The 26,576-nt window shown below is 53.5% G+C and carries 34 protein-coding genes and 1 other annotated feature; of the genes, 33 read left to right on the top strand and 1 reads right to left on the bottom strand.

Features of this window, described 5'->3' with window-relative positions:
* Positions 1-6: 6 nt before the first annotated feature.
* From rplX to EL294_RS06060, 18 genes are all read left to right on the top strand, one after another.
* Positions 7-321, top strand: a complete 315-nt coding sequence (gene rplX, locus EL294_RS06150; protein ID WP_126465827.1) for a 50S ribosomal protein L24 — start codon at positions 7-9, stop codon at positions 319-321.
* A gap of 11 nt (positions 322-332) precedes the next feature.
* Positions 333-884 (top strand): 50S ribosomal protein L5, encoded by a 552-nt coding sequence (rplE, locus tag EL294_RS06145; RefSeq protein ID WP_126465826.1) that lies wholly within the window; start codon positions 333-335, stop codon positions 882-884.
* 3 nt (positions 885-887) lie between these two features.
* Positions 888-1,073 carry a type Z 30S ribosomal protein S14 gene (locus tag EL294_RS06140; protein ID WP_126465824.1) on the top strand — a complete coding sequence of 62 codons (186 nt, stop codon included), beginning with the start codon at positions 888-890 and terminating at the stop codon, positions 1,071-1,073.
* A 25-nt stretch (positions 1,074-1,098) separates the two neighbouring features.
* Positions 1,099-1,494, top strand: a complete 396-nt coding sequence (gene rpsH / locus EL294_RS06135; RefSeq protein ID WP_126465822.1) for a 30S ribosomal protein S8 — start codon at positions 1,099-1,101, stop codon at positions 1,492-1,494.
* A gap of 15 nt (positions 1,495-1,509) precedes the next feature.
* Entirely contained in the window at positions 1,510-2,046 is a 537-nt protein-coding gene (rplF, locus tag EL294_RS06130; RefSeq protein ID WP_126465820.1) for a 50S ribosomal protein L6, read from the top strand.
* A gap of 17 nt (positions 2,047-2,063) precedes the next feature.
* On the top strand, positions 2,064-2,426 hold the full coding sequence (gene rplR / locus EL294_RS06125) for a 50S ribosomal protein L18 (RefSeq protein ID WP_126465818.1): 363 nt from the start codon (positions 2,064-2,066) through the stop codon (positions 2,424-2,426).
* A 13-nt stretch (positions 2,427-2,439) separates the two neighbouring features.
* Positions 2,440-2,952, top strand: a complete 513-nt coding sequence (gene rpsE, locus EL294_RS06120) for a 30S ribosomal protein S5 (protein ID WP_126465816.1) — start codon at positions 2,440-2,442, stop codon at positions 2,950-2,952.
* A gap of 9 nt (positions 2,953-2,961) precedes the next feature.
* Positions 2,962-3,138 (top strand): 50S ribosomal protein L30, encoded by a 177-nt coding sequence (gene rpmD / locus EL294_RS06115; RefSeq protein ID WP_126465814.1) that lies wholly within the window; start codon positions 2,962-2,964, stop codon positions 3,136-3,138.
* A gap of 13 nt (positions 3,139-3,151) precedes the next feature.
* Positions 3,152-3,601, top strand: coding sequence for a 50S ribosomal protein L15 (gene rplO / locus EL294_RS06110; RefSeq protein WP_126465812.1), 450 nt, complete (start codon positions 3,152-3,154; stop codon positions 3,599-3,601).
* Complete coding sequence (gene secY, locus EL294_RS06105; protein WP_126465810.1) at positions 3,602-4,882, top strand: preprotein translocase subunit SecY; 1,281 nt, start codon at positions 3,602-3,604, stop codon at positions 4,880-4,882.
* A 10-nt stretch (positions 4,883-4,892) separates the two neighbouring features.
* Positions 4,893-5,543 (top strand): adenylate kinase, encoded by a 651-nt coding sequence (locus EL294_RS06100; protein WP_126465808.1) that lies wholly within the window; start codon positions 4,893-4,895, stop codon positions 5,541-5,543.
* A 285-nt stretch (positions 5,544-5,828) separates the two neighbouring features.
* Entirely contained in the window at positions 5,829-6,047 is a 219-nt protein-coding gene (gene infA, locus EL294_RS06090; RefSeq protein WP_126465804.1) for a translation initiation factor IF-1, read from the top strand.
* A gap of 17 nt (positions 6,048-6,064) precedes the next feature.
* Positions 6,065-6,178: a 50S ribosomal protein L36 gene (gene rpmJ, locus EL294_RS06085; protein ID WP_126465803.1), complete on the top strand. Its 114-nt coding sequence runs from the start codon at positions 6,065-6,067 to the stop codon at positions 6,176-6,178.
* A 12-nt stretch (positions 6,179-6,190) separates the two neighbouring features.
* Positions 6,191-6,553 (top strand): 30S ribosomal protein S13, encoded by a 363-nt coding sequence (gene rpsM, locus EL294_RS06080; protein ID WP_126465801.1) that lies wholly within the window; start codon positions 6,191-6,193, stop codon positions 6,551-6,553.
* A gap of 9 nt (positions 6,554-6,562) precedes the next feature.
* Complete coding sequence (gene rpsK / locus EL294_RS06075) at positions 6,563-6,958, top strand: 30S ribosomal protein S11 (RefSeq protein WP_126465799.1); 396 nt, start codon at positions 6,563-6,565, stop codon at positions 6,956-6,958.
* A 66-nt stretch (positions 6,959-7,024) separates the two neighbouring features.
* Entirely contained in the window at positions 7,025-7,972 is a 948-nt protein-coding gene (locus EL294_RS06070; protein ID WP_126465797.1) for a DNA-directed RNA polymerase subunit alpha, read from the top strand.
* A 14-nt stretch (positions 7,973-7,986) separates the two neighbouring features.
* Positions 7,987-8,328, top strand: a complete 342-nt coding sequence (rplQ, locus tag EL294_RS06065; protein ID WP_126465795.1) for a 50S ribosomal protein L17 — start codon at positions 7,987-7,989, stop codon at positions 8,326-8,328.
* 105 nt (positions 8,329-8,433) lie between these two features.
* Entirely contained in the window at positions 8,434-10,947 is a 2,514-nt protein-coding gene (locus EL294_RS06060; RefSeq protein ID WP_126465793.1) for a sulfatase-like hydrolase/transferase, read from the top strand.
* On the opposite strand, the gene EL294_RS06055 is transcribed toward EL294_RS06060, so the two are convergent.
* Complete coding sequence (locus tag EL294_RS06055; RefSeq protein ID WP_126465792.1) at positions 10,942-11,838, bottom strand: DMT family transporter; 897 nt, start codon at positions 11,836-11,838, stop codon at positions 10,942-10,944. The genes EL294_RS06060 and EL294_RS06055 overlap by 6 nt on opposite strands.
* Before the next feature lie 157 nt (positions 11,839-11,995).
* On the opposite strand from EL294_RS06055, the gene rpsF reads away from it, so the two are divergent.
* The 15 genes from rpsF (at position 11,996) to EL294_RS05980 (ending at position 26,467) form a co-directional block, all read left to right on the top strand.
* Positions 11,996-12,280 carry a 30S ribosomal protein S6 gene (rpsF, locus tag EL294_RS06050; protein ID WP_126465790.1) on the top strand — a complete coding sequence of 95 codons (285 nt, stop codon included), beginning with the start codon at positions 11,996-11,998 and terminating at the stop codon, positions 12,278-12,280.
* Between the two features lie 20 nt (positions 12,281-12,300).
* Positions 12,301-12,786 (top strand): single-stranded DNA-binding protein, encoded by a 486-nt coding sequence (locus EL294_RS06045; protein ID WP_126465788.1) that lies wholly within the window; start codon positions 12,301-12,303, stop codon positions 12,784-12,786.
* A 21-nt stretch (positions 12,787-12,807) separates the two neighbouring features.
* The gene (rpsR, locus tag EL294_RS06040) at positions 12,808-13,032 is read left to right on the top strand and encodes a 30S ribosomal protein S18 (RefSeq protein ID WP_126465785.1); all 225 of its coding nucleotides are present in this window, start codon (positions 12,808-12,810) and stop codon (positions 13,030-13,032) included.
* A gap of 134 nt (positions 13,033-13,166) precedes the next feature.
* Positions 13,167-14,087 carry a DUF2232 domain-containing protein gene (locus EL294_RS06035; RefSeq protein ID WP_126465783.1) on the top strand — a complete coding sequence of 307 codons (921 nt, stop codon included), beginning with the start codon at positions 13,167-13,169 and terminating at the stop codon, positions 14,085-14,087.
* Between the two features lie 6 nt (positions 14,088-14,093).
* Complete coding sequence (locus tag EL294_RS06030) at positions 14,094-16,091, top strand: DHH family phosphoesterase (protein WP_126465782.1); 1,998 nt, start codon at positions 14,094-14,096, stop codon at positions 16,089-16,091.
* Positions 16,088-16,534: a 50S ribosomal protein L9 gene (gene rplI / locus EL294_RS06025; protein WP_126465780.1), complete on the top strand. Its 447-nt coding sequence runs from the start codon at positions 16,088-16,090 to the stop codon at positions 16,532-16,534. Before EL294_RS06030 ends, rplI begins: the two co-directional genes overlap by 4 nt.
* Positions 16,534-17,862, top strand: coding sequence for a replicative DNA helicase (gene dnaB / locus EL294_RS06020; RefSeq protein WP_126465778.1), 1,329 nt, complete (start codon positions 16,534-16,536; stop codon positions 17,860-17,862). Before rplI ends, dnaB begins: the two co-directional genes overlap by 1 nt.
* Positions 17,863-17,872: 10 nt before the next feature.
* Positions 17,873-18,694 (top strand): undecaprenyl-diphosphate phosphatase, encoded by an 822-nt coding sequence (locus EL294_RS06015; RefSeq protein WP_126465776.1) that lies wholly within the window; start codon positions 17,873-17,875, stop codon positions 18,692-18,694.
* Between the two features lie 187 nt (positions 18,695-18,881).
* Entirely contained in the window at positions 18,882-19,106 is a 225-nt protein-coding gene (locus EL294_RS06010) for a FeoA family protein (protein WP_126465774.1), read from the top strand.
* Between the two features lie 10 nt (positions 19,107-19,116).
* Entirely contained in the window at positions 19,117-19,353 is a 237-nt protein-coding gene (locus EL294_RS06005) for a FeoA family protein (protein WP_126465772.1), read from the top strand.
* Positions 19,350-21,470, top strand: a complete 2,121-nt coding sequence (feoB, locus tag EL294_RS06000; RefSeq protein WP_126465770.1) for a ferrous iron transport protein B — start codon at positions 19,350-19,352, stop codon at positions 21,468-21,470. The genes EL294_RS06005 and feoB overlap by 4 nt, the downstream gene beginning before the upstream one ends.
* 10 nt (positions 21,471-21,480) lie before the next feature.
* A complete protein-coding gene (locus EL294_RS05995) occupies positions 21,481-21,606 on the top strand; it encodes a FeoB-associated Cys-rich membrane protein (RefSeq protein ID WP_126465768.1) in 126 nt (41 codons plus the stop codon).
* Positions 21,607-21,818: 212 nt separating this feature from the next.
* A complete protein-coding gene (gene fdxA / locus EL294_RS05990; RefSeq protein ID WP_126465766.1) occupies positions 21,819-21,986 on the top strand; it encodes a 4Fe-4S ferredoxin in 168 nt (55 codons plus the stop codon).
* 112 nt (positions 21,987-22,098) lie between these two features.
* Positions 22,099-22,264, top strand: a binding site (T-box leader).
* A 36-nt stretch (positions 22,265-22,300) separates the two neighbouring features.
* On the top strand, positions 22,301-23,587 hold the full coding sequence (serS, locus tag EL294_RS05985) for a serine--tRNA ligase (protein WP_126465764.1): 1,287 nt from the start codon (positions 22,301-22,303) through the stop codon (positions 23,585-23,587).
* Between the two features lie 162 nt (positions 23,588-23,749).
* Entirely contained in the window at positions 23,750-26,467 is a 2,718-nt protein-coding gene (locus EL294_RS05980) for a calcium-translocating P-type ATPase, SERCA-type (protein WP_232006464.1), read from the top strand.
* The last annotated feature ends 109 nt before the right edge of the window (positions 26,468-26,576 follow it).

Raw genomic sequence — 26,576 nt, 5'->3', positions numbered from 1 at the left:
CATAGAATGCGCATCAAAAAAGGAGATACCGTCGAAGTCATTTCCGGCAAGGACAAAGGTAAAAAAGGTAAGGTCGTCCGCACCATCCCGAAACTTGACCGCATTGTCGTCGAAGGTGTCAACATCGTAACCAGACACGAAAAGCCCAGAGGACCCCAAAATCCCGGCGGCATCACCAAGAGTGAAGCGCCGATTCACGTTTCCAACGTCATGTACTACGATACCAAGACCAACAAGAGAAGTCGCATCGGCTATCGCGTGGAAGACGGGAAGAAAGTACGAGTAATCAAGTCCTCCGGCGCTACCATTTCTGATAAGTAAGGAGGTCTGTGATGACATCGAGATTAAAAGAAAAGATTATCAATGAAGTCGCACCTGCTTTGATGGACGAGTTCAAGTATGAAAATGTCATGCAAATTCCTCGCCTGGAAAAAGTAGTGATCAATATCGGTTTAGGAGAAGCGAAGGACAATCCCAAGGCACTGGAAAGCGCCGTAAACGACCTGACCTTGATCTCCGGCCAAAAGCCCGTCGTCACCAAGGCGCGTAAGAGCATTGCGAACTTCAAGTTAAGAGAAGGTTCCAATATCGGCTGCAAGGTGACCCTGCGCGGCGAGAGAATGTACGATTTTCTCGACAAGCTGATGAATGTCGCCCTGCCCCGCGTGCGCGACTTCCGCGGCGTAAAGCCCACCGCATTCGACGGTCGCGGAAACTACGCGTTGGGACTCAAAGAACAACTGATTTTCCCGGAGATCGAATACGATAAGATCGACGCCTTGCGCGGTCTCGATATTATTATCGTAACGACCGCCGAAACGGATGAAGAGGCAAAATCCCTTCTCGCGAAGATGGGTATGCCTTTTGCAAAGAAGGAGGGTTAAACTGTGGCAAAGAAATCCATGGTGGCTAAGCAAAAGAGAAAAGCGAAATACAGCGCAAGAGAATACACCAGATGCAAAATTTGCGGACGCCCTCACGCCGTGCTCAGAAAATACGGCATTTGCAGAATTTGCTTCCGTAAACTCGCTTACGCGGGACAAATCCCCGGCGTAAGAAAGGCAAGCTGGTAAGGCTAACCGAAAGGAGGAATTGACAATGATGACAGACCCCATTGCAGATATGCTTACGAGAATCCGTAACGGCAACGATGCAAAACATAAATCTGTTCAGATTCCCGCTTCTGGTATGAAGGCGGAAATCTCCCGTATCCTTCTCGAGGAAGGCTATATTAAAAGCTACGAAGTGATCGAAGACGAACAGCAAGGCAAGATTAATGTAGAATTAAAGTACGGCAAGAACGACGAAAAAGTAATCAGCGGTATTAAGAGAATTTCCAAACCCGGTCTTCGCGTATACGCAAAGCACACCGAAATCCCCAAGGTATTGGGCGGTTTGGGAATTGCCGTCATCTCCACTTCCAAGGGGATTATGACCGACCGCGACGCCCGTAAAGAACAAGTCGGCGGAGAAGTTCTCTGCTACGTTTGGTAAGGAAGGAGCGGTAAGATGTCTAGAATCGGAAAAAACCCTATCGATATCCCCTCCGGCGTAGAGGTTAAGAAGAACGGCAATGTGGTAGAAGTCAAAGGGGCCAAGGGAAGCCTTCAAACCGAAGTCGACCCCATTATCGGCGTTGAAGTCAATGACACGCAAGTCGTATTGACCCGTCCCAACGACGACAAAAACATCCGCGCCCTGCACGGTCTCTACCGCACGCTGATCGCGAACAATATCGAAGGCGTTACCAACGGGTATAAAAAAGAACTCGAAATCATCGGTACGGGATACCGTGCGCAAAAGTCCGGCAAGAAGCTGAACTTGAGTCTCGGTTTTTCCCACCCGATCGAATTGGAAGATCCCGAAGGAATCGAAGTGGAAGTTCCTTCCAACACGAGCATCATCATCACCGGGATCGACAAACAGAAAGTCGGCGCTTATGCCGCTTACATCCGCAGTTTCAGAAGTCCGGAACCCTACAAGGGCAAGGGCATCCGTTATGTGGGCGAACAAGTGCGCAGAAAAGTCGGTAAGACCGGCAAGTAAGAAAGGAGTGGAGTGTTTTGTTTAAGAAAATTGACCGCCACGGCAATCGCAAAGCGAGACAAACTCGCGTCAGACGTAAAATTAACGGAACCGAATCCAAGCCTCGTCTTGCCGTTTACCGCAGCGCGCACCACATTTACGCGCAACTGATCGACGATGTAAACGGAAAGACCATCGCCAGTGCCTCTACTTTGGATAAGTCCTTGAACCTGGAGAGCACAAAAAATCTCGAAGCGGCCAAGGCCATCGGAAAATCCATCGCCGAAAAGGCAAAGGAACACGATGTGGAAGAAGTCGTCTTCGATCGCTCCGGTTATGTATACCACGGACGCATTAGCGCGCTCGCGGAAGCGGCCCGCGAAGCAGGACTGAAGTTCTAAAGGAGGGAATGGCTTGAACCGTAACAGAAAGAACACCAGAGAGAGAGACTCGGAACTCGAAGAAAGAGTAGTAGCGATCAACCGTGTTGCCAAGACCGTTAAGGGCGGCCGCAATATGCGCTTTTCCGCTCTCGTCGTCGTAGGCGACAGAAACGGCAGTGTCGGTATCGGCATGGGAAAGGCCCTGGAAGTTCCCGAAGCGATCCGCAAGGGCACCCAGGCTGCCAAAAAGAACATGGTGAAGATCAATCTCGTCGGCAACACAATCCCCCACGAAATCACCGGGGTATTCGGCGCCGGACGCGTATTCTTAAAACCCGCTCGTCCCGGTACCGGTGTTATCGCCGGCGGCAGTGTCCGTGCCGTATGCGAACTCGCAGGCATTAAGGACATCTACACCCACAGCATCGGATCCTCGAATCCGAGAAACACCGTCAACGCCACCATGGAAGGCCTCACCGGTCTGAAGACCGCCGAAAATGTGGCAAAACTCCGCGGCAAGAGCGTGGACGAGATTTTAGGATAGGGGGATACGATGAGTACCATTAAGATTAAACTCAAGAGAAGCCCCATCGGTAGCATTGAAAATCACAGACGCACGATTAAAGCATTGGGCTTGCGCAAAGTCGGTCAGGTCGTCGAAAAGAGCGACACCCCGCAAATTCGCGGTATGATCGGCAAAGTAAGCCATATGGTCGAAATCGTCGACTAAGGAGGTGGACGCAATGAAATTGCATGATTTAAGACCTCAAGAAGGTGGAGGAGTCAAAGCAAAGAAACGCCTCGGCCGCGGGATCGCATCCGGTACCGGTAAGACCGCCGGACGCGGACACAAAGGTCAAAAAGCCCGTAGCGGCGGCGGCGTACGCCCCGGTTTTGAAGGGGGTCAAATGCCCCTGTTCCGTCGTCTTCCTAAAAGAGGCTTTACCAACATTTTCAAGAAGCAATATGCCATTGTAAATGTGGAAGCTCTGAATCAATTTGAAAACGGTGCGGAAATTACCTTAGACACCTTGTTGGAAAAGGGCATCGTCAAAAAGATCGACGCCAAAGACGGCTTGAGAGTATTAGGAAACGGAGAAATCAACGTATCCGTTCACGTAAAGGCGGAACACTTCACCAAATCCGCAGCCGAAAAGATCGAAGCGGCAGGGGGAAAGGCTGAGGTGATCTAGATGATCCAGACCTTTAGAGACGCTTGGAAGATCCCGGAAATTCGTAAAAAACTTCTCTTCACCTTGCTGATGCTGGTCGTATTCCGATTTGGCAGCCACATCCCCGTTCCCTTTATGAACCGGGAGGCGATCGCCCAGATCTTTAACCAGTCCCAAGGTGGTATACTGTCCTTCTTGGATTTAATGAGTGGCGGTAACTTCGGGCATTTCTCGATATTCGCCACCAGTATATATCCGTATATTACCGCGTCCATCGTCTTGCAACTTCTGACGATCGCGATTCCCAGCTTGGAAGCGCTGAGCAAAGAAGGGGAGACGGGACGCAAGAAGATCGCACAGTACACAAGGTATTTAGCAGTGGCTCTCGCTGCGGTACAGGCCATCGGTTACACCTACGGCTTTTACCGTCAAGCGGTGAACACGAGCAATATGTTCCAAGATTTCGTCATCATCGCGTCGGTCGTAGCGGGGAGTACCTTCCTGATCTGGATCGGCGAGATGATCACGGAGCGCGGAATCGGAAACGGGATCTCTTTACTCATCTTTGCAGGGATCGTAGCCAGATTCCCCGCCGATATATGGGCATCGATCCGCATGGCGAGTGCCGGGATGACATCCTGGGCTTGGGTCGCGGTATTTTTGATCCTCGCCGTCGCCATCGTGGTATTCGTCGTCTTGCTGAATGAAGGCCAACGCAGAATTCCCGTTCAATACGCGAAGCGCGTGGTCGGCCGCAAGATGTACGGCGGACAGAGCACCCATATTCCCATTAAAGTTTTGATGAGCGGCGTTATGCCCATCATCTTTGCACAGACCATTATGAGTATTCCGTCGATCTTCGTCATGTTTCAAGGACGCGAGTCCGATGCGGCGAAGTTCTTGACCAAGTGGTTTACGCCGGCCGGCAATGTAGGGATTTTCGTCTACAGCATATTTATGGTGCTATTGATCGTATTCTTTACGTTCTTCTACACCGCCATCCAGTTTAACACCGTAGAATACTCCAAAAACTTACAACAAAATGGTGGATTTATTCCGGGGATTCGTCCCGGAAAGAGCACCAGCGACTATCTGCAACGCACGGTAAATCGACTGGTATTCCCCGGTGCCATTGCCCTGGCCATCCTGTCCGTATTGCCGACGATCTTGGAAAAGGTCACCGGCATGAACTTCAGTTTCGGCGGCACGAGTCTGATCATCGTAGTCGGTGTCATCCTCGAAACGGCGAGAGTACTGGAACAACAATTAATGATGCGACACTATAAGGGATTCCTAAAATAAGGAGGATCATATGAGACTGGTCATTTTAGGCCCGCCGGGAGCCGGCAAGGGTACGCAAGCTGCATCCATCGTAGACACATTCGACGTCGTGCACATCTCTACGGGAGACATCTTCCGCGAGAACATCAAAAACGACACGGAATTGGGAAAAAAAGCCAAGAGCTATATGGATCGGGGAGAACTCGTACCCGACGAAGTCGTCAACGAAATCGTCGTAGATCGCCTGAAGAAGGACGATGTGCAAAAAGGATTTCTCTTAGACGGATTTCCTCGTACGGTAAACCAGGCGGTGGCATTGGATGCCGCCCTGGAAGCGATGGGCCAAAAGCTCGATCGCGTCATTAATATCGTCGTAGACAAAAATCTTCTCGTAGAACGCACCGTAGGACGCAGAGTCTGCCCCAAATGTGGTAGAACCTATCACGTCGTAAACCAACCGCCTAAGGTGGAAGGCAAATGCGACGCGGACGGAGAGACATTGATTCAGCGGGATGACGATACCGAAGAAACGGTAAAAACGCGTATCGGCGTCTACGAAAAACAGACGTCCCCGTTAATCGATTATTATAAAGCGCAGGGACTGCTTCTGGATGTCGACGGTTCCGGCGCGATTGAAGAGGTATTCGAAAGCATTCGAAGCGGACTGGAACAAGAGGTCTGAATTCGATGATAGGGACCTCTGATATCAGAGTGGGTCAGGTAGTGATATCCAAGGCGGGCAGAGACAAGGACGGCTTTTTTGTGGTCTTGGAAGTAATTGACGACAGATATCTTTTGTTGGCAGACGGCAAGAGAAGGACATTGGAAAATCCGAAGCGGAAAAAAGCAATGCATCTGCAGAAGACGAATTCGCGTGTGGATATGAATCCTGCAGATAGAACGTTAAACGATAGTTATATTCGTAAACAACTGTCTCGCTTCCAAGAGGCATAAGGAGGATGCTTTCATGGCAAAACAAGATGTAATCGAAGTGGAAGGCGTCGTTACCGATGCCCTGCCCAACACGAATTTTAAAGTCAAGTTAGAGAACGGACACGAGATTTTGGCACATATCTCCGGAAAGCTGCGTATGCACTACATCCGCATTCTTCCGGGGGACAAGGTCACCGTAGAACTCAGTCCCTATGACTTGACCCGCGGAAGAATTACCTGGAGAAAGAAATAGGATTAGGAGGGGACGAAATGAAAGTAAGACCTTCAGTAAAGAAGATGTGCGATAAATGCAAGATCATTAAGCGCAACGGACGCGTTATGGTGATCTGCGAAAACCCGAAACACAAACAGAGACAAGGCTAAGGGGGTGTAGGCATGGCAAGAATTGCAGGTATTGACTTACCGAGAGAAAAACGAGCTGAAATCGGGCTCACCTATATTTACGGAATCGGTCGCCCTCGCGCGCAAGAAATCCTGACGAAGGCGGGCGTTTCCTTCGACACGCGCATTAAGGACCTCACCGAAGCGGAAGTTGCATCCATCCGTGAAATCGTAGACGCATATGCGGTAGAAGGGGATCTCCGTCGCGAAATCGCCTTAAACATTAAGAGACTGCGCGAAATCAACTGCTATCGCGGTATTCGCCATAAGAAAGGGCTCCCCGTTCGCGGTCAAAAGACCAAGACCAACGCCAGAACGAGAAAAGGTCCGAAGAAGCTTGTAGCAAAGAAGAAGTAGGAGGGCTAAATGGCTAAACAATCCAGAGCTACGCGCTCCAAAAAGAGAGTGCGCAAGAACATCGAAAAAGGACAAGCGCATATCGCTTCTTCCTTTAACAACACCATGGTGACCTTGACCGACGCAAGCGGCAATGTCATCTCCTGGGCGAGTGCCGGACAACTCGGCTTCAGAGGCTCCAGAAAATCCACTCCCTTCGCGGCTCAAGAAGCGGCGCAGGAAGCGGCCAACAAGGCAAAAGAATACGGTCTAAAGAGCGTAGAAGTCTTCGTAAAGGGACCCGGCAGCGGACGCGAAGCCGCCATCCGTTCCCTGCAAGCTTCCGGTTTGGAAGTCACCATGATCAAAGACGTTACGCCCATTCCCCACAACGGTTGCCGTCCGCCGAAGCGTCGTAGAGTCTGATAATACGGCAGATAGCCTGAACGTATTATTGTCTCCAGTGACCCATTCAATAGGAGGGCGGATAACATGATCGAGATCGAAAAGCCTAGTATTGTAGTTGAACGATTAGACGACGACGGCAATAAAGGAAGATTTGTCGTAGAACCGCTGGAAAACGGCTATGGAATCACCTTGGGCAATTCCCTTCGGAGAGTCCTGCTCTCCTCCCTGCCGGGATGCGCCGTGTCCTTTGTCAACATTCGTGGCGTAGAGCACGAATTCAGCGTCATCCAGGGCGTACTGGAAGACGTTCCGGAAATCATCCTAAACGTCAAAGGCATCGTGTTGCGCAGCGACCAGGACGAACCCGTTCGTCTGAGCGTAGAAAAAGTCGGGGCGGGCGAGTTGACCGCGGCGGATATCGAAGTGCCCGCCGGGGTAGAAATCGTCAATCCCGACCATCATATCGCGACCTTAAACGAAGACGCGGACCTGTATATGGAACTCGTCGCGGAACGCGGCCGCGGATACGAGCCCAGCGAACTGAAAAAAGACGAGATCACCGAAATCGGCGTGATTCCCGTCGATTCCAACTACACCCCCATTCGCAGGGTCAATTGGAACGTAGAAAACACGCGGGTCGGCCTCCGTACCGACTACGATCGTCTGATCCTCGAAGTCGAAACCGACGGATCCATGTCTGCCGATGCGGCGACGTCTTTGGCGGCCAAGATCCTTACGGAACATCTGGACCTGTTTATCTCCATGACCGAGACCGTAAACGACGTCAACATCATGGTGGAAAAACCGGAAGACAAAAAGGAAAAGGTCCTGGAAATGACCGTCGAGGAACTCGACCTGTCCGTTCGCAGCTTCAACTGCCTGAAACGCGCGGGCATCAACACCGTCGAAGAGCTGACGGATAAGACCGAAGACGAAATGATGAAAGTTAGAAATCTCGGGAAGAAGAGCCTGGAAGAAGTGCAGGAAAAGCTGTCTGAACTGGGTCTCTCTCTCAAAGAAGACGTTGAATAAAGGAGGAATCCATTGTGGCAAAACTCAGAAAATTAGGCCGCACGACTCCGCACAGAAGAGCCATGTTGCGTAATTTGACCACGGATCTTCTGCGCGAAGGCCGGATCGAAACCACAGTGACCCGTGCAAAAGAAACCAAGCGCATGGCGGAAAAAATGATCACCCTCGCCAAACGGGGCGATCTCCACGCAAGACGCCAGGCATTGGCCTACATCTTCGACGAAGACGTAGTGACCAAGCTGTTTGAAGAAATTGCGCCGAACTACGCGGAACGCCAAGGCGGCTACACCCGCATCCTGAAAAAGGGACCCCGCGTCGGCGACAGCGCAGAAATCGCCATCATCGAATTGGTATAAGAGCCGGCACGCCCGGCTACATAAAAGGCATCTCCAAAGCGGGGATGCCTTTTTCTTGCGACAAAAATGCGGTAGAATGGTAGAGTCAATGAAAGAGGTGAACCCGTGAGAAAAATCGTACAATTTGTAATCCTATGGGCGCAAAACTTCGTGCTCTACGCCACCATGGCGCAGACCGAAGCGGCCCTTTCCGCACTGAGCGCCGCCATGACCGCCGCCTTCGAGTACGGCGTGCTCACTGCCCTTCATACGAAGAAAAAGCTAGCCGCCACCTTGGGCGTATTCGGCATGGCCGCCAAACTCGCCCTACATATGTACTACCGCTATTACGGGAGCTTTCCCGACATCTACAAGATGACCCAGGTCACCTACCTAAAAGATGTAAAGGAAGTCGTACTGGAGCTCATACACCCGCTATACCCGCTGTATTTGGCGCTGGGGATCGCCGCACTCGTCTTTATTCTACGGGATGCGGATGCGCCCAAAAAGCGCATATCGCCGGCGTGTTTTGTCGCGGCGGCGGCCCTCTACGGCATTTTGTTGGCGCTTCCCGGCACCGATTACGGCCTTTATAGCGGCGCCGCACGGCAGATGGCGGCGAGCCTTTCGGATTACGGGCGGGCGCAAAAAGTCGCCTCTCTGGTCGCCGAAGAAGACGACCTCGCGGCGGCCTATCCCGATTTGTTGACGCGCCTCGACCACAAAAACGCCTATACCGGCATCGGAAGCGGCAAGAATCTTTTGGTGATACAGGTCGAAAGTCTGCAGAACGACGTGATCGGGAAGCGATACAAAGGACAGGAAATCACTCCGCACTTAAACGCCCTGATCCGCGACCGGGGCAGCCTCTACTTTACGGACTATATGCAGATGTTGGGGCTCGGCAACTCCTCGGACGCGGAGTTCGTCTCGCTCTTTAGCCTATATCCCAACAATCGCAAGGGCGCCTACAGTCTCTATGCCGACAAAGACTTATACGGCCTGATCGATATGGCGAAAAATCGCGGCTACGATACCTTTGCCATGCACGGCTACCGGGGCGACTTTTACCACCGCGATGCGGTCTATCCGAAGCTGGGATTCGACGAAATCGACTTGGGCGAATCATATGCCCAGGACGATAAGATGGGCATGGGGCTTTCGGACGGCAGTTTCTTTCGCCAATCCGCCGAGAAGCTGATCCAGCGCCGCGGCGCGGACGCCGACCCCTTTTTCGGCTTTATGATTACCCTTTCGAGCCACACGCCCTTTTACTGCCCCGACAAATACAAGGCGCTCGAGATCGATCCGTCGATCGAAGGGCATATTCTCGGCAATTATCTAAACGCCATTCACTATACCGACGAAGCATTGGGGCAATTTCTCGACGAACTGGATCGGGCCGGGATCTTAGAAAATACGGTGGTGGCGCTCTATGGCGACCACTTCGCCATGACCAAAAACGATCCGGAGCAGACCGCGGACATGACCGCCTTTAACGGCAGGCCCTACGACTACGACGATATGATGAATATTCCGCTGATCGTGCACGTGCCGGGGGCGGATATACGAGAGACGGTTAAAACCACAGGCTCGCAGCTGGATTTTCTGCCCACCATCGCGAACATTATGGGCTGGAACGACGAGATCGCCGTCCTCTTCGGCAGAGATCTCTTGGAGCCGCAGACGGAAGAACACCGCGTCCTGCAGCAGACCTATATGCTGAAAGGGTCGTATCTGTCGCAAGCAGAACTCTTTGAGATCACCCGAGACGGCCATTTCGCCAATTCGCGCTATATCGACCGAACGAACAGAAAGCCGCTTGCCGTAAAGACGGCGGCGGAAAAAAGCGACGCGGCGAAAGAAACCATCGACCTTTCCAATGCGCTTTGCGAGACCGACCGCATCGGCGAGATGCGAAGGGCGGCGATGGAGGGAACAGAGCGGCTGGATGCGGCGCTAACCGTAATGCACGCCGGCGGCACCATAGACGGCATGCGCTACACCAATTTCAAGGAAACCCTGGACAAAGAGTATGCGGCGGGTAAGCGGTACTTCGAGATCGACCTGTCGGAGACCACCGACGACCGTCTGGTCTGCATCCATTCCTGGGACGGCTATACGCAGAAGTTTTTCGGCTACGGCGGAAGCGAAGAGACGCCGGTGAGCCGGGCGGAATTTCTGGCGCTCAAAGAACGCCACGGCTACACCCAGATGGACCTCTCCATGTTGCTGGACTGGTTTCGGGCGCATAAAGACGCGTATTTGATTACCGATATAAAGACCGACAATGTGCGCCATCTCGTGCGGGATTTCGCCGATGTGGAACCCGCCCTAAAGGCGCGCATTCTGCCCCAGATCTATGCCCAATCGGAATATGCGCCGGTGCGCCAGGCGGGCTTTGAGAAGATTCTCTATACCCTCTATCTTTCCGGAGACACGCCCCAAGAAGTGGCGGCATTTTATGACGCGGCGCGGCCCTATGCCATCACCGTGTCGGAACAAAAAGCGGAGGCGGGCTATGCCGATGTACTGCGCCGGGCGCAAATTCCCTACTATGTACACACCGTAAACGACGCCGATGCCGCCAAGGCATGGATAAAAAAAGGAGCCATAGGGGTCTACACAGACCGCCTATAGCTCTTTTTTCTTGCGTTTGTCGGGCAGATTCAATAAAAATACCGAGACCAAAATCAGCGCCATGCCCAATAGATCCGTCGCCGTAAAGGCCAGATGATAGATAAAGACCGCCACCAGGGTCGAAAAAATCGGCTCCGAAAGGGAGAAGATGCCCGAGCGGGTGGGTCCGGTGAGGCGCGCGCCTTCCATAAAGCTCCAGAAGGGGACGAGGGTGCCGCCGAAGATGCAAAAAAGCACCGCCGCGATCGATTCCTTGTCCCAGATGACGGCGGAAAAATCCGGTCGCGTCGCGAGGAACAAGAAGCCGCCGGCGAGGAGCATCGACGGCCCCAAGATTTCCATAGAATGGTAGGTCTTCGAGAGGCCGGTGGGAGCGAGGTTAAAATTGGCGAAGCCCACCGCCGAGACCGTGCCCCATAAGAGCGCCTGTCTGCTGATGGCGAGGCTGTAGGGATCGCCGCCGGTGACCATAAAGAAGAGCCCCGCCGAGCAGAGCAAAAGGGAAAAATAGACGATGGGTCGCGGCGCCGTGCGGGTCGTAATCGACGCATAGGCGATAATGATAAACAGCCCCGCATATTGCATCAATGTCGCCGAAGGCGCATTGGAATGGGAGATGGCGGAAAAATAGCCGAACTGCATACACAGGATCCCGCCCAGGGCGTAGAGCACAAAGGGCGGCCAGTTTTCGCGTTTGCGGACCACGCGAAAGGCGTAGCGGCCGCTGCGGAATAAGTCCGTTAAAAAAAGTACCACGCCGACGGCTGTGAGTCGGATTACGACCAAAACTTCCGGCGTAAAGTTTTTGTATTCGAATATGTAACCGCCGACGTTACCGTTGAGTGCCCACAGCAAGGTACATAGGGAAATGTAAAATAATCCTTTCAGCATGAAAAACCTCCTTCCCCTCCATGGTAACACGGAGACGAGAGGGAAAACAGCGCTTTGTGATTATTCTCTTCTTGACTTTCGGGCCCCGGACGAATACAATAAATCAGATGGATATCCTTGCTCAGAAATGAGCCGTCAGTCCACAAGGAGGTGAAACATGAACAAATACGAAATCGTCCTTATGTTCTATCCCGACGTCGATGCCGATGTACGCGAAAAGCACTTGGAAAGGCTCAAGAAGATCATCGAAGACAACGGCAGCATCCAAACGGCAGATGAATGGGGCAACCGAAAACTCGCTTACGAAATCGAATACTACAAGGAAGCATATTACGTACTCATGGAGTTTGAGGCACAACCGGAAGCGATCAAAGAGTTGGCGCGTATCGCCGGCATTTTGGATTCCGTAATGCGTCATATGATCGTCCGCGTAGATGAATAAGAAACGGGATTGGTGATATCGTGAATTTAGTTGTACTCTACGGAAGATTGACCAGAGAACCGGAATTACGTTACAGTCAAAGCGGCGTTGCCAATACATTTATTACCATAGCCGTGGATCGGGGCATGAGCCGAGAAAAGCGCCAACAAGCGGAAGCCTCGGGTCAACCCACCGCCGATTTTATCGCCGTAAAGGCCTTCGGAAAGACCGCGGAACTCTTGGGGAACTATTTCCACAAGGGCAATCGCATTGCCGTAGAAGGCCGCATCAATACGGGCAGCTACGAGAAAAACGGCGAACGCATTTACACCACGGATATCGTGGCGAACCGGGTGCATTTCATCGAATCTGCGCAGGAAGCGGGAAATGCCGGCGGCAATTACCAAAACACGCCGACCAATATGGCCTATCAATCCGAGGGACAGGACGCGTCCCGCAACAATTTCGGACCCAAGTCCGATGATGAAGGGTACTACCCGATCGACAACAATGATATCCCATTTTAACTATAGTTAAGGGGTGAGAACATGCAAAGAAGATACCGTTCCAGAAAAAAAGTCTGCATTTACTGTGCGGATAAGGACAAGGCAATCGACTACAAGGATACGCAAACCTTGAAGAGATTTATTTCCGATCGCGGAAAGATCCTTCCCCGTCGCGTAACCGGCGCTTGTGCAAAGCACCAAAGAAAGATTACCACCGCCGTAAAACGGGCAAGACAAATCGCTTTGTTGCCTTACAGCGCAGACTGATACAGAACAAAGAGCACTCCGCATTTGCGGAGTTTTTTTGTCAAAACTTTGAGGGCAACAGGGGTGCATGGCGCAAATAGTTTATAGATCTCCTGCGCGGAATATGATAAACTGATACGGTATGAGGTGATAAATTGTTTCGAGATATACGCGGCTTGCGGGCGGCCAAGCTGTTTTTATATGCCATACTGCTGACGGCGGGCGGGGTGTTTTTCCCCGTGCTGTTCGCATTTATACCGGCACTGTTTGTATCGGAAATGCGCCTGCAGGGCGTATTGCCCGTCTCCGCGCTTTTTGTCGGCGTCTGCGTGATCGTCGGCTTTCTTATGGACCCCATGCTGGGGCTGTCGCTCCTTACGACGATGGGGCCGTTGATCTTGATCTTGGATTACTGCATGCGCACCGACCGCCCCGTGGATAAGACGCTGCTCGCGGGCGCGGCGATCTTTCTGATCGGGCTCGGATTTGTCCTATACCGATCGGGCGCGCTCGCCTCCATTCGAAGCGGAGAGATGCTCAAGCAGATCTACGCCGTACAAAAGGACGTAGTCAGAGAGACGGAGCTTTCCGCCATGGAAAAAAACCGCATGGCGATCTACCTGGGCGGCGTCCTGCGCCGCGTCTTCGATCTTCTACCCGCCTTCTTTTTGCTGACGGGGCTGGGCGTCTCGTACACGTCCTATCGCCTGGGCGGCAGAAATATGCGCGCATTCGGCGAGAAGGTCATTTGTCCCGGGCCGTTTTTTCTGCTCAGAGTGCCCAAGATGCCGGTCCTTGCGGGGGCGGCGGCACTCGCGACCGCTTTTCTTATGAACCTTCTGTTCGATTTAGGCATACAGGTTTTTTTGCTGAACGGCATCGTTCTTTTGTCGGGACTGCTGACTTTTCAGGGGATGAGCATCGTAAACTTTTATCTCTTGCGTTTTGTGCCCTCCCCGATCTTGCGGGGCGTGATTATGATCCTGACTCCGATCCTGCCCATCGGACAGATGGCACTCAGCGCCCTGGGACTGTTGGATCAGGCGCTGGACATTCGGGGCATAGAAGGAGTGTGACCGACGGTGGACCCACAAAGATTTAGCTTACAGGACTTCCGCCTGTATTTGGCGGTAAGCGGCGTCACGGCGGTGGCACTGTTTACCTACAACCGGATTCTGGGCACCGTCGCCCTGATCCTCACCGCGATCTGCGCCTATTACGCCTATAACAGCGCAAAGCGATACAATCAGGAACTCGACGACCGGATCAAATATCTGCATAAAGACTTTGAGAAGGTCACCGAACAGACCGTATTTGCCATGCCCTTTCCCATGGCGGTCACCGACGAGGCGGGAAAGATTTTGTGGCACAATTCCCGTTTTTCCAAGTTATGGGATACGAGCAGTTTACAAGGGGAATTCTTGCCCAAACTCGTCGACGATCTCGCCACCGAAGAAAAGGGCCTAAAGGCCATCGAATCGGGCGAGGAAATCACCGTCGCCGAAAATCCCTATGCCGCCTACAGCAATTTGGTGGCGCTCTCGCGAAACGGCAAGGAGGACAATCTCTGTCTGTTTTATTTCGTCGACCGTAAGGAATACAAGGATCTCGAGCTCCTCTATACCGACACGCGCGGCGTCGTCTTGGTGGTGGAAGTCGACAATTTCGACGAAGTGGTCGACGGCGCCCCCACCTCCAAGCGGCCCCTGTTGATCGCAGAAATCGACCACAGCATCAACGAGTACTTTCGCTCCCGCAACGCCCTCGTGCGCAAGTTCCAGGAGGATATGTACTTGATCGTAATGCGCGAGATGGATCTCGAGTCGGTGTATGCGCAGAAGTTCGACATCTTGGACACCATGCGGGAAATCGACGCGGGCAATACAATCAGCGTTACCATCTCCGCCGGCGTAAGCCGACCGGGCCTAGCCTTTATCGACGCCTATCGCGAGGCGGACACCTGTCTCGACGTGGCGCTGGGCCGCGGCGGCGACCAAGTGGTCGTACAGACCGAAGACAACTACGCCTATTTCGGCGGCAAGAGCAAGGCGGTGGAAAAGCGAAACAAGGTGAAGGCGCGGGTGCTGGGAATCGCCCTGCGCCAGCTGATCGAAAAAGCGCCCCGTGTCTTCGTCATGGGCCATACCAATCCCGATATGGACTCCATCGGCGCCGCCGTCGGCGTAATGCGTGCCGTCGCCAATCAGAAGAAAGAGGGCTATATCGTCCTCAAAGAATCCAATCCTTCCATCGACGTGCTGATGAAGCGCATGCAGGCGGAAGCGCCGGAACTGTACGCACGCATTATACCCGGCACGCGGGCGGAAGAGCTGATCCGCCAAGGGGATCTGTTGATCCTCGTCGACAACCACAAGCCCTCGTTTACGGAGTATCCGCCGATCTTGGAAAAGACGGTCAATGTCGTCGTGGTGGATCACCACCGGCGGGGCAAGGAGTTTGTCACAGACCCCGTGCTTTCCTATGTGGAGCCCTACGCATCCTCGACCTGCGAGCTGATCACCGAGATGCTCACCTATATGTATAAGGACGTGGAGCTTACGGATTTTGAAGCGGACGCTTTGATGAGCGGCATTGTAGTGGATACGAAGAACTTTACCTTCCGCACCGGCGTGCGCACCTTCGAGGCGGCCTCCGCCCTAAAGCGCAGCGGCGCCGATATGTCCAAGGTCCGCTTTTTGTTCGAAGACGATTACGACACCATCGTCTCTCGCGCCGAAGTGGTACACAATGCGCGGATCGTTTTCGACAACATTGCGATTTCTCGCCTGGTCGACGATATGCCCAATTCGGTGCTCGTCAGCGCCCAGGCGGCGGATGAGCTCTTGGGAATTCACGGTGTTAAGGCCTCCTTTGTTCTCAATCAGAAGAAAGGGGTCGTTCACATATCCGGACGCAGTTTCGGCGAGATCAGCGTACAGCTGATTCTCGAAAGATTGGGCGGCGGCGGCCATCTCAATATGGCTGGCGCCCAAATCGAAGGGGAAGATATCGACGAAGTGGAACACCGCCTCGTCGAATCGATACAATGGTATTTAGATAAAGGAGAGAAAGAATCATGAAAATCATCTTATTGGAAGACATCAACAAATTGGGTAAGGAAGGCGACCTCGTAGACGCCAAGCCCGGTTACGCCCGTAACTACCTCTTTCCCCGGAAGATGGCTGTAGAAGCGACGCCCGAAAACATGGAAAACTGGAAAGAAATGAAGGCAAAGGAAGCCGCCGACGAACAAGCGCGCGTCGAAAAGGCACAAGAAACCAAGGCCTTCCTCGAATCCAAGAGCATCGCGCTTATGGCAAAGGGCGGAGAAGGCGGAAAGCTCTTCGGCGCCATTACCACCAAAGACATCGCCGGCAAGGTCGAAGAAGTCTTCGGCGTAAAGCTCGACAAGAAAAAGATCGACCTTTCCGACAATATCAAGACCGTCGGCAACCACACCGTTCCCGTCAAACTGCACGGTGACATCAACGCGGATCTGACCGTCGTCGTCGAAGCGGAATAATGGACAGACCGGACGTGGGAAGGACGCCGCCGTATGACGAGCAGGCGGAGATTTCGGTACTCGGCGCCATGCTCTTGGAGAAATCCGCCATTACCACGGCCATAGAAATATTGCGGGTGGAGGATTTCTACTACGATAGCCATAAGGCGATCTACGAAGGCATCCTCAGCCTCTACAATCAAAACGAGCCGGCCGACCTCATCACGCTGTCCGCTTTTCTCAAAAAGAGCGGGCAGATCGATGCCGTCGGCGGCTATACTTATTTGGGGCGTCTGACCACCGGGGCAGGCGCCGCTTCCAATACGGAAGCCTACGCCAATATCGTCAAGGAAAAAGCGACGCTGCGCGAGTTGATCCGCGCCGGCAGCCAAATCGTCGAAGACGGCTATCGCGACGACGACGAGGTGGGGGCGATTATCGAAAAGGCGGAAAAGACCATTTTCGACATCACCCAGGACAATCAGAGAAACGGTCTGGTCGATATGTCCGAGGTCATGGTGGATACATTCACCACCATGCAGGAGCGCGCCGCCAACAAAGGGGGACTTACGGGGCTCACCACGGGTTTTATCGACCTGGACCGCAAACTCTCGGGGCTTCAAAAGGCGGATCTCGTGCTTCTCGCCGCCCGCCCTTCGATGGGAAAGACCGCGCTGATGGTGAACATCTCTACCAACGCCGCCATCAAGGCGGGTGCCACGGTGGCGATGTTTTCACTCGAGATGAGCCGCCAGCAGCTTTCTCAGCGGATTCTCTCGTCGATCTGCCATGTGGATCTGATGAAGATTATATCGGGGGATCTGAGCACCGAGGAGTGGACCAAGGTCATCGAGACCATGACCTATGTCAACGATATGCACATTATGATCGACGACACGGCGGGCATCAGCCCCCTGGAGGCCAAGGCGAAATGTCGCCGCCTCAAGGCGGAAAAAGGGCTCGATCTGGTGGTCATCGACTACCTTCAGCTGATGGAAGTCGGCGGCCGGGCGGAATCCCGTCAACAGGAGATCTCTGCCATTTCCCGACAGCTCAAGGGCATCGCCAAAGAACTCGACGTGCCCGTCATCGCCCTCTCGCAACTTTCCCGTGCGCCCGAGATGCGCGCCGACCACAGGCCCATTCTCTCGGATTTGCGGGAATCCGGCGCCATCGAGCAGGACGCGGACATCGTCATGTTTTTGTATCGGGACGAGTACTACAATCCCGAGACCGAAAAGCAGGGGCTCGGAGAAGTCATCATCGCCAAGCACAGAAACGGCCCCACGGGGACGGTAGAACTCTTGTTTAAAAACGAATACACCAAGTTCGTCAATCTACAGGTGTAACGGAGGATTTATGGATATACTGAAAGTACTGTTTTTAGGGATTATCGAAGGGGTTACGGAATTTCTGCCGATTTCGTCGACGGGGCACTTGATCCTCGCCCACGAATTCGTCTCCTTGGATCCCCAAAGTTTTCAAAACGCCTTTGACGTGTGCATCCAGCTGGGCGCCATTTTAGCGGTGGTCCTGTTGTATTTTTCGAAGCTGTGGCCCTTCCGAAAAAACGACAGCGGCGAGACGCGCATCGACGCGCGGACCATGCAGCTGTGGCTTAGGGTCCTCGTCGGCGTGATTCCTTCCGCCGTATTGGGCTTTTTATTCGACGACTTTATCGACGCCCACCTCTTTCGGCCCGAAGTCGTCGCCGTGACCTTGGTGCTCTACGGGGCGCTGATCCTCGCCATCGAGCGGCGCAACAAAAAAAGACGTGGCGAAAAGCGGATCCAGCGGGTAGAGGATATTCCCTACGGCATGGCGCTTTTGATCGGGCTGTTTCAGTGCCTCGCCATGATCCCCGGCACTTCCCGAAGTGCCGCCACCATTTTGGGCGCATTGATCCTCGGCGTAGGGAGGGGCGCTGCGGCGGAATTCTCGTTCTTTCTCGCCATCCCCACTATGTTTGGCGCGACGCTGTTAAAGACCGTAAAGAACGGATTGCTCTTTTCCGCCTACCAATGGTTCTTGATCCTCTTAGGTGGCGTAGTGAGCTTTTTTGTGGCGGTCTTCGTCATCCGAAAGTTTATGGCCTATATCCGAAAGCGCGATTTTCAGATTTTCGGCTACTATCGAATCGCCCTCGGAATCATCGTCTTTTTGTACTTTCAATTTCAATAAACCATCGCCCCGCACAATTGGCGGGGCTTTTTCATGCCAAAAAGGATTGAGAAACTGTATTGATTACTTGCAGCCGCGAGGACGGGGTGCTATAATATAGACAATGATAAATAGTATTAGTTGAGGGGCTTCGGCCCTTTCTTAATCGGCAGCGTTGATAATTTGTTTCAATACAGGAGAGGTACATATGAATCTATTATTGGCTCCCAAAGACGTAGACCTAAAGGTTTTAAAGATACGCACAAAGCGCTTGGACAAACAGCAGCTGAACCACTTGCAAAATCTCGGGTTTGTGGAAGGTGCCGACGTACGGGTTATCTCCGACGTCGACGGTTCCGTCATTGTGCGGGTAAAGGGCGCGCGCATCGGCCTCGGCAGAGAACTCGCCGAGTGCATCCGCGTCGCGGCGTAAGGAGGAAAGCATGCGACTGAACGAAGCGGCACAAGACAGACATTATGTCGTCGAGAAAATCGAAGGAAAGGGCCCCGTAAAGCGGCGCATTATGGATATGGGCATCACGCGCCATACCGAAATCTATGTGCGCAAGTTCGCCCCCTTAGGCGATCCCATTCAGGTCACGGTGCGGGGCTACGAGTTGAGCCTGAGAAAGGCCGATGCCGCGCTGATTGTGGTGCGGGAAGAGGAGGCGAAAGCATGATTCGCATGGCGTTGGCGGGAAACCCCAATAGCGGAAAGACCACGTTATTTAACGCCCTGACGGGCTCCCACCAGTATGTGGGCAACTGGCCCGGGGTCACCGTCGAAAAAAAGGAAGGAAGCTATCGAAAAGATTCGGACATCGCCATAACCGACCTGCCCGGCATCTACAGCTTAAGCCCGTACACCTTGGAAGAAGTGGTGAGCCGGGAGTACTTATTGGACGGCGAAGTCGACGTGATCATCAACATCGTCGATGCGGTTAACTTGGAGCGCAATCTCTATCTGACCACACAGTTGATGGAACTGGGCATCCCGGTGGTCGTCGCCTTAAACCGCATGGACGTGGTCCGCGCCAATGGCGATGTGATCTATGCGGAAAAGATCGAAGCCGCACTGCGGACGCCGGTGGTCGAGATTTCGGCCCTCAAAAAAGAAAACCTCGACGGGCTGATCGAGGCGGCAAAAAAGGCGGCCATCGAAAACGCCGCCCCGCATCCAGTCTACGAAGACGAGGTGGAAGAGGCGGCGGCCGATATTCTGGCGACCGTGCCCTCGATCGGCGAATCCGGCGCCGCACGGTTTTATGCCATGAAGCTCATAGAGGGCGACGAAAAGTTGGACCTCACGTTGACGGATTCGGAACGCGCGGCCCTCGATGCGCGGATCGAGTCCTTGGAAGAGGCGCTGGATGACGACGGCGAGGGAATCGTCACCGAAGCGCGGTATCTGTATATTGCAGATATCGTCGCGGGAAACTACGTCTCTGCGCGAAAGGGCGGCACCCGAAGCGACAAGATCGATGCCATCGTCACCAATCGCGTGTTGGCACTGCCGATTTTTGCCGCCATTATGACCTTTGTCTACTTTGTAAGCGCCAAGGTCGTGGGCGGGGCCGTCACCGACTGGGTGAACGAAGAGCTCTTGGGCGGCTATGTCGCGGGCTTTTTGTCCGACGCGCTTACGGCGGCGAACACCGCCGATTGGCTCCACTCCCTCGTCATCGACGGGGTGGTGGCGGGGATCAGCGCCGTATTGGGCTTTTTGCCGGTGATCGCGACGCTGTATTTCTTCCTCGCGATTTTGGAAGACGTGGGCTATATGTCCCGGATCGCCTTTATCCTCGACCGGATCTTCAGAAAATTCGGTCTTTCGGGCAAGAGCTTTATCCCCATCTTGATCGGCACCGGCTGTTCCGTGCCGGGCATTATGGCCACCCGAACCATCGAAAATGAGCAAGACCGCCGTATGACGATTATCGTGGCGAGCTTTATGCCCTGCGGCGCCAAGACCGACATCATCACGCTATTTGTGGCCGCCTTCGGCATTTGGTATCTGGCGCCCATCGCCTATTTCAGCGGAATCCTCGCGGTCATTCTGTCGGGGCTGATTCTCAAAAAGACATCGCTCTTTCAAGGCGAGCCGGCGCCCTTTGTTATGGAGCTGCCGGAGTACCACATCCCCTCGGCAGAAAATGTGTTCAAGAGCGTCTGGAGTCGCTGTAAGGCATTCGTCAAAAAGGCGGGTACGATTATCCTCTTGGCGAGCGTCGCCATTTGGCTTTTGCAAAATATCTCCATTCACGGCGAATTCGTCGAATTTGCCGATTCGAGCGACAGCATTCTCGCCGCCTTGGGACAGGTCTTTGCGCCGATCTTTGCGCCCCTGGGCTTCGGCAACTGGATGGCCACCGTCGCAAGCGTCATGGGCCTGGTCGCCAAAGAAGCGGTGGTCTCTACCTACGGCGTGATCGGCGGCTTGGGAGAAGAGGCCGCCGGGGCGGGCCTTCTCGCCTTTATCGGCGGACAGTTTACCCTGTGGAGTGCCATCAGCTTTATGTTGTTTAACCAACTGAATATCCCCTGTTTTGCCGCCATCGGCGCCATCAAAGGGGAGATGCGCTCGAGAAAGTGGACGACTTTTGCCCTCGTGTACCAAACGCTGTTTGCCTATGTAATCGCCCTGATCGTTTATCAACTGGGCGTATTCTTTACCGGCGGCGGCTTCGGCATCTTTACGGCGATCGCCTTCGTCTTGATCGCGGGCATAGTGTGGGCGATCTTTCGAAAACCCGCGAAACCGGCGGCGCGCCCTTCTGTGGACCGGGCGCTGTCATAAGGAGGATAGGATGGGAAATATACTGGTAGGCGGATTGCTGATCGCGGCCATCGCATGGGCCGTGCGCTCTGTCAAAAAGAGCGGCGGCGGTTGCGACAGCTGTGCAGGTTGCAGTGGACAATGCCATAAAGGCTGAGAACGGAGCGGTTTTGCCGCTCCTTTTTTTGGGAAAAGGCGCTGCAAAATTCAAAGTAAAACACTATGATTTGCAAAAAATATTCCTATAAAACGAAATTATTTACGTTTTCGTCTTGAATTTCTCATAGCGGATGCTATAATGAAATCAGGAAGTGAATCATGTGATCGACTTTTCGATTACATAACTGAGTTTTTTGGAGGTATTTGATTATGGCACATAAAATTACCAGCGAATGCATCGCTTGCGGCGCTTGCAAACCCGAATGTCCCGTAGACTGCATCAGCGAAGGCGACATCTACTCCATCGATGAAAATGCTTGCATCGACTGCGGTTCCTGCGCAGCTGTTTGCCCCACCGGCGCTGCACAACCCGAATAAATATTACAAAAAAAGGCGCGATACGCGTCTTTTTTTATGTGCTGTTTTCAAAGATCGACGCAGAACTTTGCAAGAAAATTGATCTGTGGTATACTTATTTTGTATCAAGTGAATATCGACGAAGATGAGGAGCAGTAGCAAAGAAAGCGTGCCAGAGAGTCTGCGGTAGCTGTGAGCAGATACGCGGCATTTGTGAATCCACCTCGGAGTCTGTGCAAGGAAGCGAATCGCCTCGGCGATTAATTTGGGTGGCAACGCGGGTCCGTCTCGTCCCATTAGGGACAGGCGGCCTTTTTTTTATTGGAGGAGGAAATATGTTAGACATTCGCTTTATTCGGGAAAATCCCGACGTGGTCAAAAAAAATATGGAGAAGAAGTTTCAACACGACAAACTTCCCTTGGTCGACGAGCTCATCCGCTTGGATGTGGAAAACCGTTCGGCCAAGACCGAAGGAGACCAACTGCGCTCCGACAGAAATAAGCTGTCCAAATCCATCGGCGCGCTGATGGGGCAGGGCAAAAAAGACGAAGCCGAAGAAACCAAGGCCAAGGTAAAGGCGATCAACGATCGCATCGAAGCGTTGGAAAAAGAAGAAGGGGAAAAATCCGAACGAATTCGCGAGATTCAAATGGCGATTCCCCAAATTATCGACGATTCCGTGCCCATCGGCAAAGACGACACGGAAAACGTAGAAGTGGATCGATTCGGCGAACCGGTGGTGCCCGATTACGAAGTGCCCTACCATATCGACATTATGGAGAGCCTAAACGGCGTCGATCTCGACAGCGCCCGCAATACCTCCGGCAGCGGCTTTTACTATCTGAAGGGCGATGTGGCGCGCTTGCACTCGGCGATCCTCTCCTATGCCCGCGATTTTATGATCGACAAGGGCTATGAGTACCATATTCCGCCCTATATGATCCGCGGCAATGTGGTCAGCGGCGTTATGAGCTTTGCGGAAATGGAAAACATGATGTATAAAATCGAAGGCGAAGATCTGTATCTGATCGGCACCAGCGAACACTCCATGATCGGAAAATACATCAACACCATCACCGAAGAACACACCCTTCCGCACCGTTTGACGAGCTATTCCCCCTGCTTCCGCAAGGAAGTTGGCGCCCACGGCATCGAGGAGAGAGGGGTATACCGAATTCACCAATTCGAAAAGCAAGAAATGGTCATTATCTGTAAGCCCGAAGAGAGCATGGCATTCTATGACGAACTGTGGAACAACACCGTGGAATTTTTCCGCAGCCTCGAGATCCCCGTGCGCACCCTGGAATGCTGCTCCGGCGACTTGGCGGATCTGAAGGTCAAGAGCGTCGATGTGGAAGCATGGTCCCCGCGGCAGAAAAAATACTTCGAAGTCGGCAGCTGCTCCAACTTGGGCGATGCCCAGGCGCGCCGCTTAAATATCCGCGTCCGCGGCGAAGACGGAAAATTGTATTTGGCGCATACCCTGAACAACACCGTCGTCGCCCCGCCCAGAATGCTGATCGCCTATCTGGAAAACCACCTGCAGGAAGACGGCACGGTCTTTATTCCCGAACCCCTGCGTCCCTATATGGGCTTTAAGGAACGGATCGAAAAGAAATAAATTGACGATCCCCAAAAGCCTTTGATATACTATCCCCACAAGAGGGAGTAACAGCAACACTTAGTCGTCAATTCGGTTATGCCCGGCTAAGTACCGCATCTGCGGTTGTGAGACTTTTGTCCTATGGGCAAAAGTCTCTTTTTTATCGAAAAGGAGGCACCTTTGGAATGGTATAGGACGAGTACCCGGGACGTACTCAAAGAATTATCCGCCGATCCCGAGGCGGGGCTCAGCGCATCGGCGGTGGAGACCCGGCTTTCGGAATACGGCCGCAATGAATTGAAAGAGGAAAAAAAGAAGCCCTTTATCAAAAAGCTGGCGGAACAATTCCTCGACCCCATGATTATTATTTTGCTCCTCGCCGCAATCATCTCGGGCGTGGTGGGAGAAGCCGTAGACTCGGTGATTATCCTCGCCATCGTCATCGTCAATGCCCTGTTGAGCATTTTTCAGGAAGGGAAGGCGGAGGAGGCCATCGCCGCCTTAAAGAAGATGAGTTCGCCTACGGTGAAAGTGGTGCGCGACGGCAGAATATCGGAAATCCAGTCCACCGAACTGGTGCCGGGCGATCTCGTCATCCTCGAGACCGGCGACATCGTGCCGGCGGATATGCGCCTGATCGAAAGCAGCAACTTAAAGATCGATGAATCCTCCCTGACCGGGGAATCCGTCGCGGTGGAAAAGGACGCCGCCGTCACCATGGATGAAGAAGTGGGGATCGGCGACCGCGTGAACTACGCCTACTCCGCTTCGATCGTAAACTACGGCCGCGGCAAGGGCGTCGTCACCGAGACGGGCCTAAATACCGAGATCGGAAAGATCGCGACCACACTCTCCACCATGGAAGAGGAAGAAACGCCGCTGCAAAGGAAACTGGCGGGCCTTTCCAAGACGTTGGGGATTCTGGTCCTCGCGGTCTGCGCCGTGGTATTTGTAGTCGGAAAGATCTACGGGCGGGAAACCCTGCAAATGTTTTTGACTTCGGTATCCCTCGCCGTGGCGGCGATTCCCGAAGGCCTGCCCGCCATCGTCACCATCGTCCTTTCCATGGGCATGGGCAATATGGCGAGACACAATGCCATCGTAAAGCGCCTTTTGGCGGTAGAGACCCTGGGCACCACCACCTATATCTGCTCCGATAAGACCGGGACGCTCACCCAAAACGAAATGACGGTAACCCGCGTCTATGTGGACGGTAAGGTGCTCGAAGTATCGGGATCCGGCTATGCCCCCACCGGTGAGATCACCGGAGGCGGAGAAACCGTGGCCCCCGAATCCATGCCCGGCCTCGATGCGCTCACCGCCGTCGCGAGCCTCGTCAACGACGCCGACCTCTCCGAATCCGGCGGCAATTACAGCATCGTGGGCGACCCCACCGAGGGCGCACTGATTACCCTGGCGGGCAAACACGGCATCCACGAAGAAGAGATCGAAGCGGCATATCCCCGCCTCGAGGAGATTCCCTTTGATTCCGATCGGAAGATGATGAGTACCTTCCACGAAAACTATTTCGACGGCAAGATCTCTTCCTTTACCAAGGGCGCGCCCGATGTCATCTTGAAGCGATGCAGCCATATCTATAAAGACGGCGAAATCATAGAACTCACCGACGCCATGCGCCAAGAAGTGCTGGATCAAAACACCGCCTTCGCCAAGCAGGCGCTCCGCGTATTGGGCTTCGCCTTTCGCAACTTCGACGCCATGCCCTCCGACATCAGCACCGATGCCATCGAGCAGGATATGGTATTTGTGGGCCTCGTCGGCATGATCGACCCCGCCCGCCCCGAAGTAAAAGACGCCATCAAAGAATGCCGCACCGCCGGCATCGTGCCGGTGATGATCACCGGGGACTATCTCGAGACCGCCAAGGCGATTGCCGAAGAGCTCGGGATCCTGCGGGAAGGCGACCATGCGATGATGGGCGAGGAACTTAACGGCAAATCGCCCGAAGAAATTCGCGAGATCGTAAAGACCACCCGCGTCTTTGCCCGCGTATCGCCCCAAAATAAGGTACAAATCGTAACCGCCCTCAAGGAAAACGGCGAGATCGCCGCCATGACCGGCGACGGCGTAAACGACGCTCCCGCCATCAAAAAGGCGGATATCGGGATCGCCATGGGCATCACCGGCACCGATGTCGCCAAAAATACCGCCGACGTTATCCTCACCGACGACAACTTCGCCACCATCGTGCAAGCGGTGGAAGAAGGGCGGATCATCTATGCGAATATCAAAAAATTCGTCACCTTCCTGTTGAGCTGCAATATCGGCGAAGTGCTGGTCGTATTTTTGGCCATCATCCTGAATTTGCCCACCCCGTTTTTGCCGATCCAGCTCCTATGGCTAAACCTCGTCACCGACTCCTTCCCGGCGCTCGCGCTGGGCGTGGAAAAGGGCGAAGAAGAGACCATGCTCGAGCCGCCGAGAGATCCCCAAGAGCCGATCCTCGACCGCAAAGTGACCATCACTCTTATCATCCAGTCTATCGCCATTACCGCGGCAACCCTGGGCGTGTATTACTACGCCTTAAAGACCCATGGAGACACCGGCGCGGGACTCGTGTATTCGAGGACCATGGCATTTACCACCCTGATCTTCTGCGAGCTCTTCCGTTCCTTCTCCTCCCGGAGCATCGACGATACCCTCTGGAAGATCGGATTCTTCAGCAACAAGCGCCTCGTGCAGGCGGTGCTCCTGTCCTTGGCATTGGTCTTGGTCGTACTCTATGTCCCCTTCCTGGAGAACTTGTTCCACTTGGTCGACCTCAACGTGAAGGACTGGGCCATCGTGCTGATTTCTTCTTTGATCCCCTTAGTGATCGGAGAAATTCAAAAGTTTATTCGCTTCAACCAAAGCCATCCCCAAGATACACAAGAGTAACGCTCGTAGCCGAGCGGAAAAGAAGCTGTGCGCTTAGGCGTGCGGCTTTTTTTGTGCATAGATAAGCGGGGGTCGTCTCGGGAAAAAACAAGGAAACTATGATACAATA

It is taken from the genome of Aedoeadaptatus ivorii (assembly GCF_900638585.1).
In the GTDB taxonomy this organism is placed as follows: Bacteria; Bacillota; Clostridia; order Tissierellales; family Peptoniphilaceae; genus Aedoeadaptatus; species Aedoeadaptatus ivorii.
The sequence above is the reverse complement of the archived record's forward strand: the minus strand, read 5'-3'. Positions and strand labels throughout refer to the sequence as shown.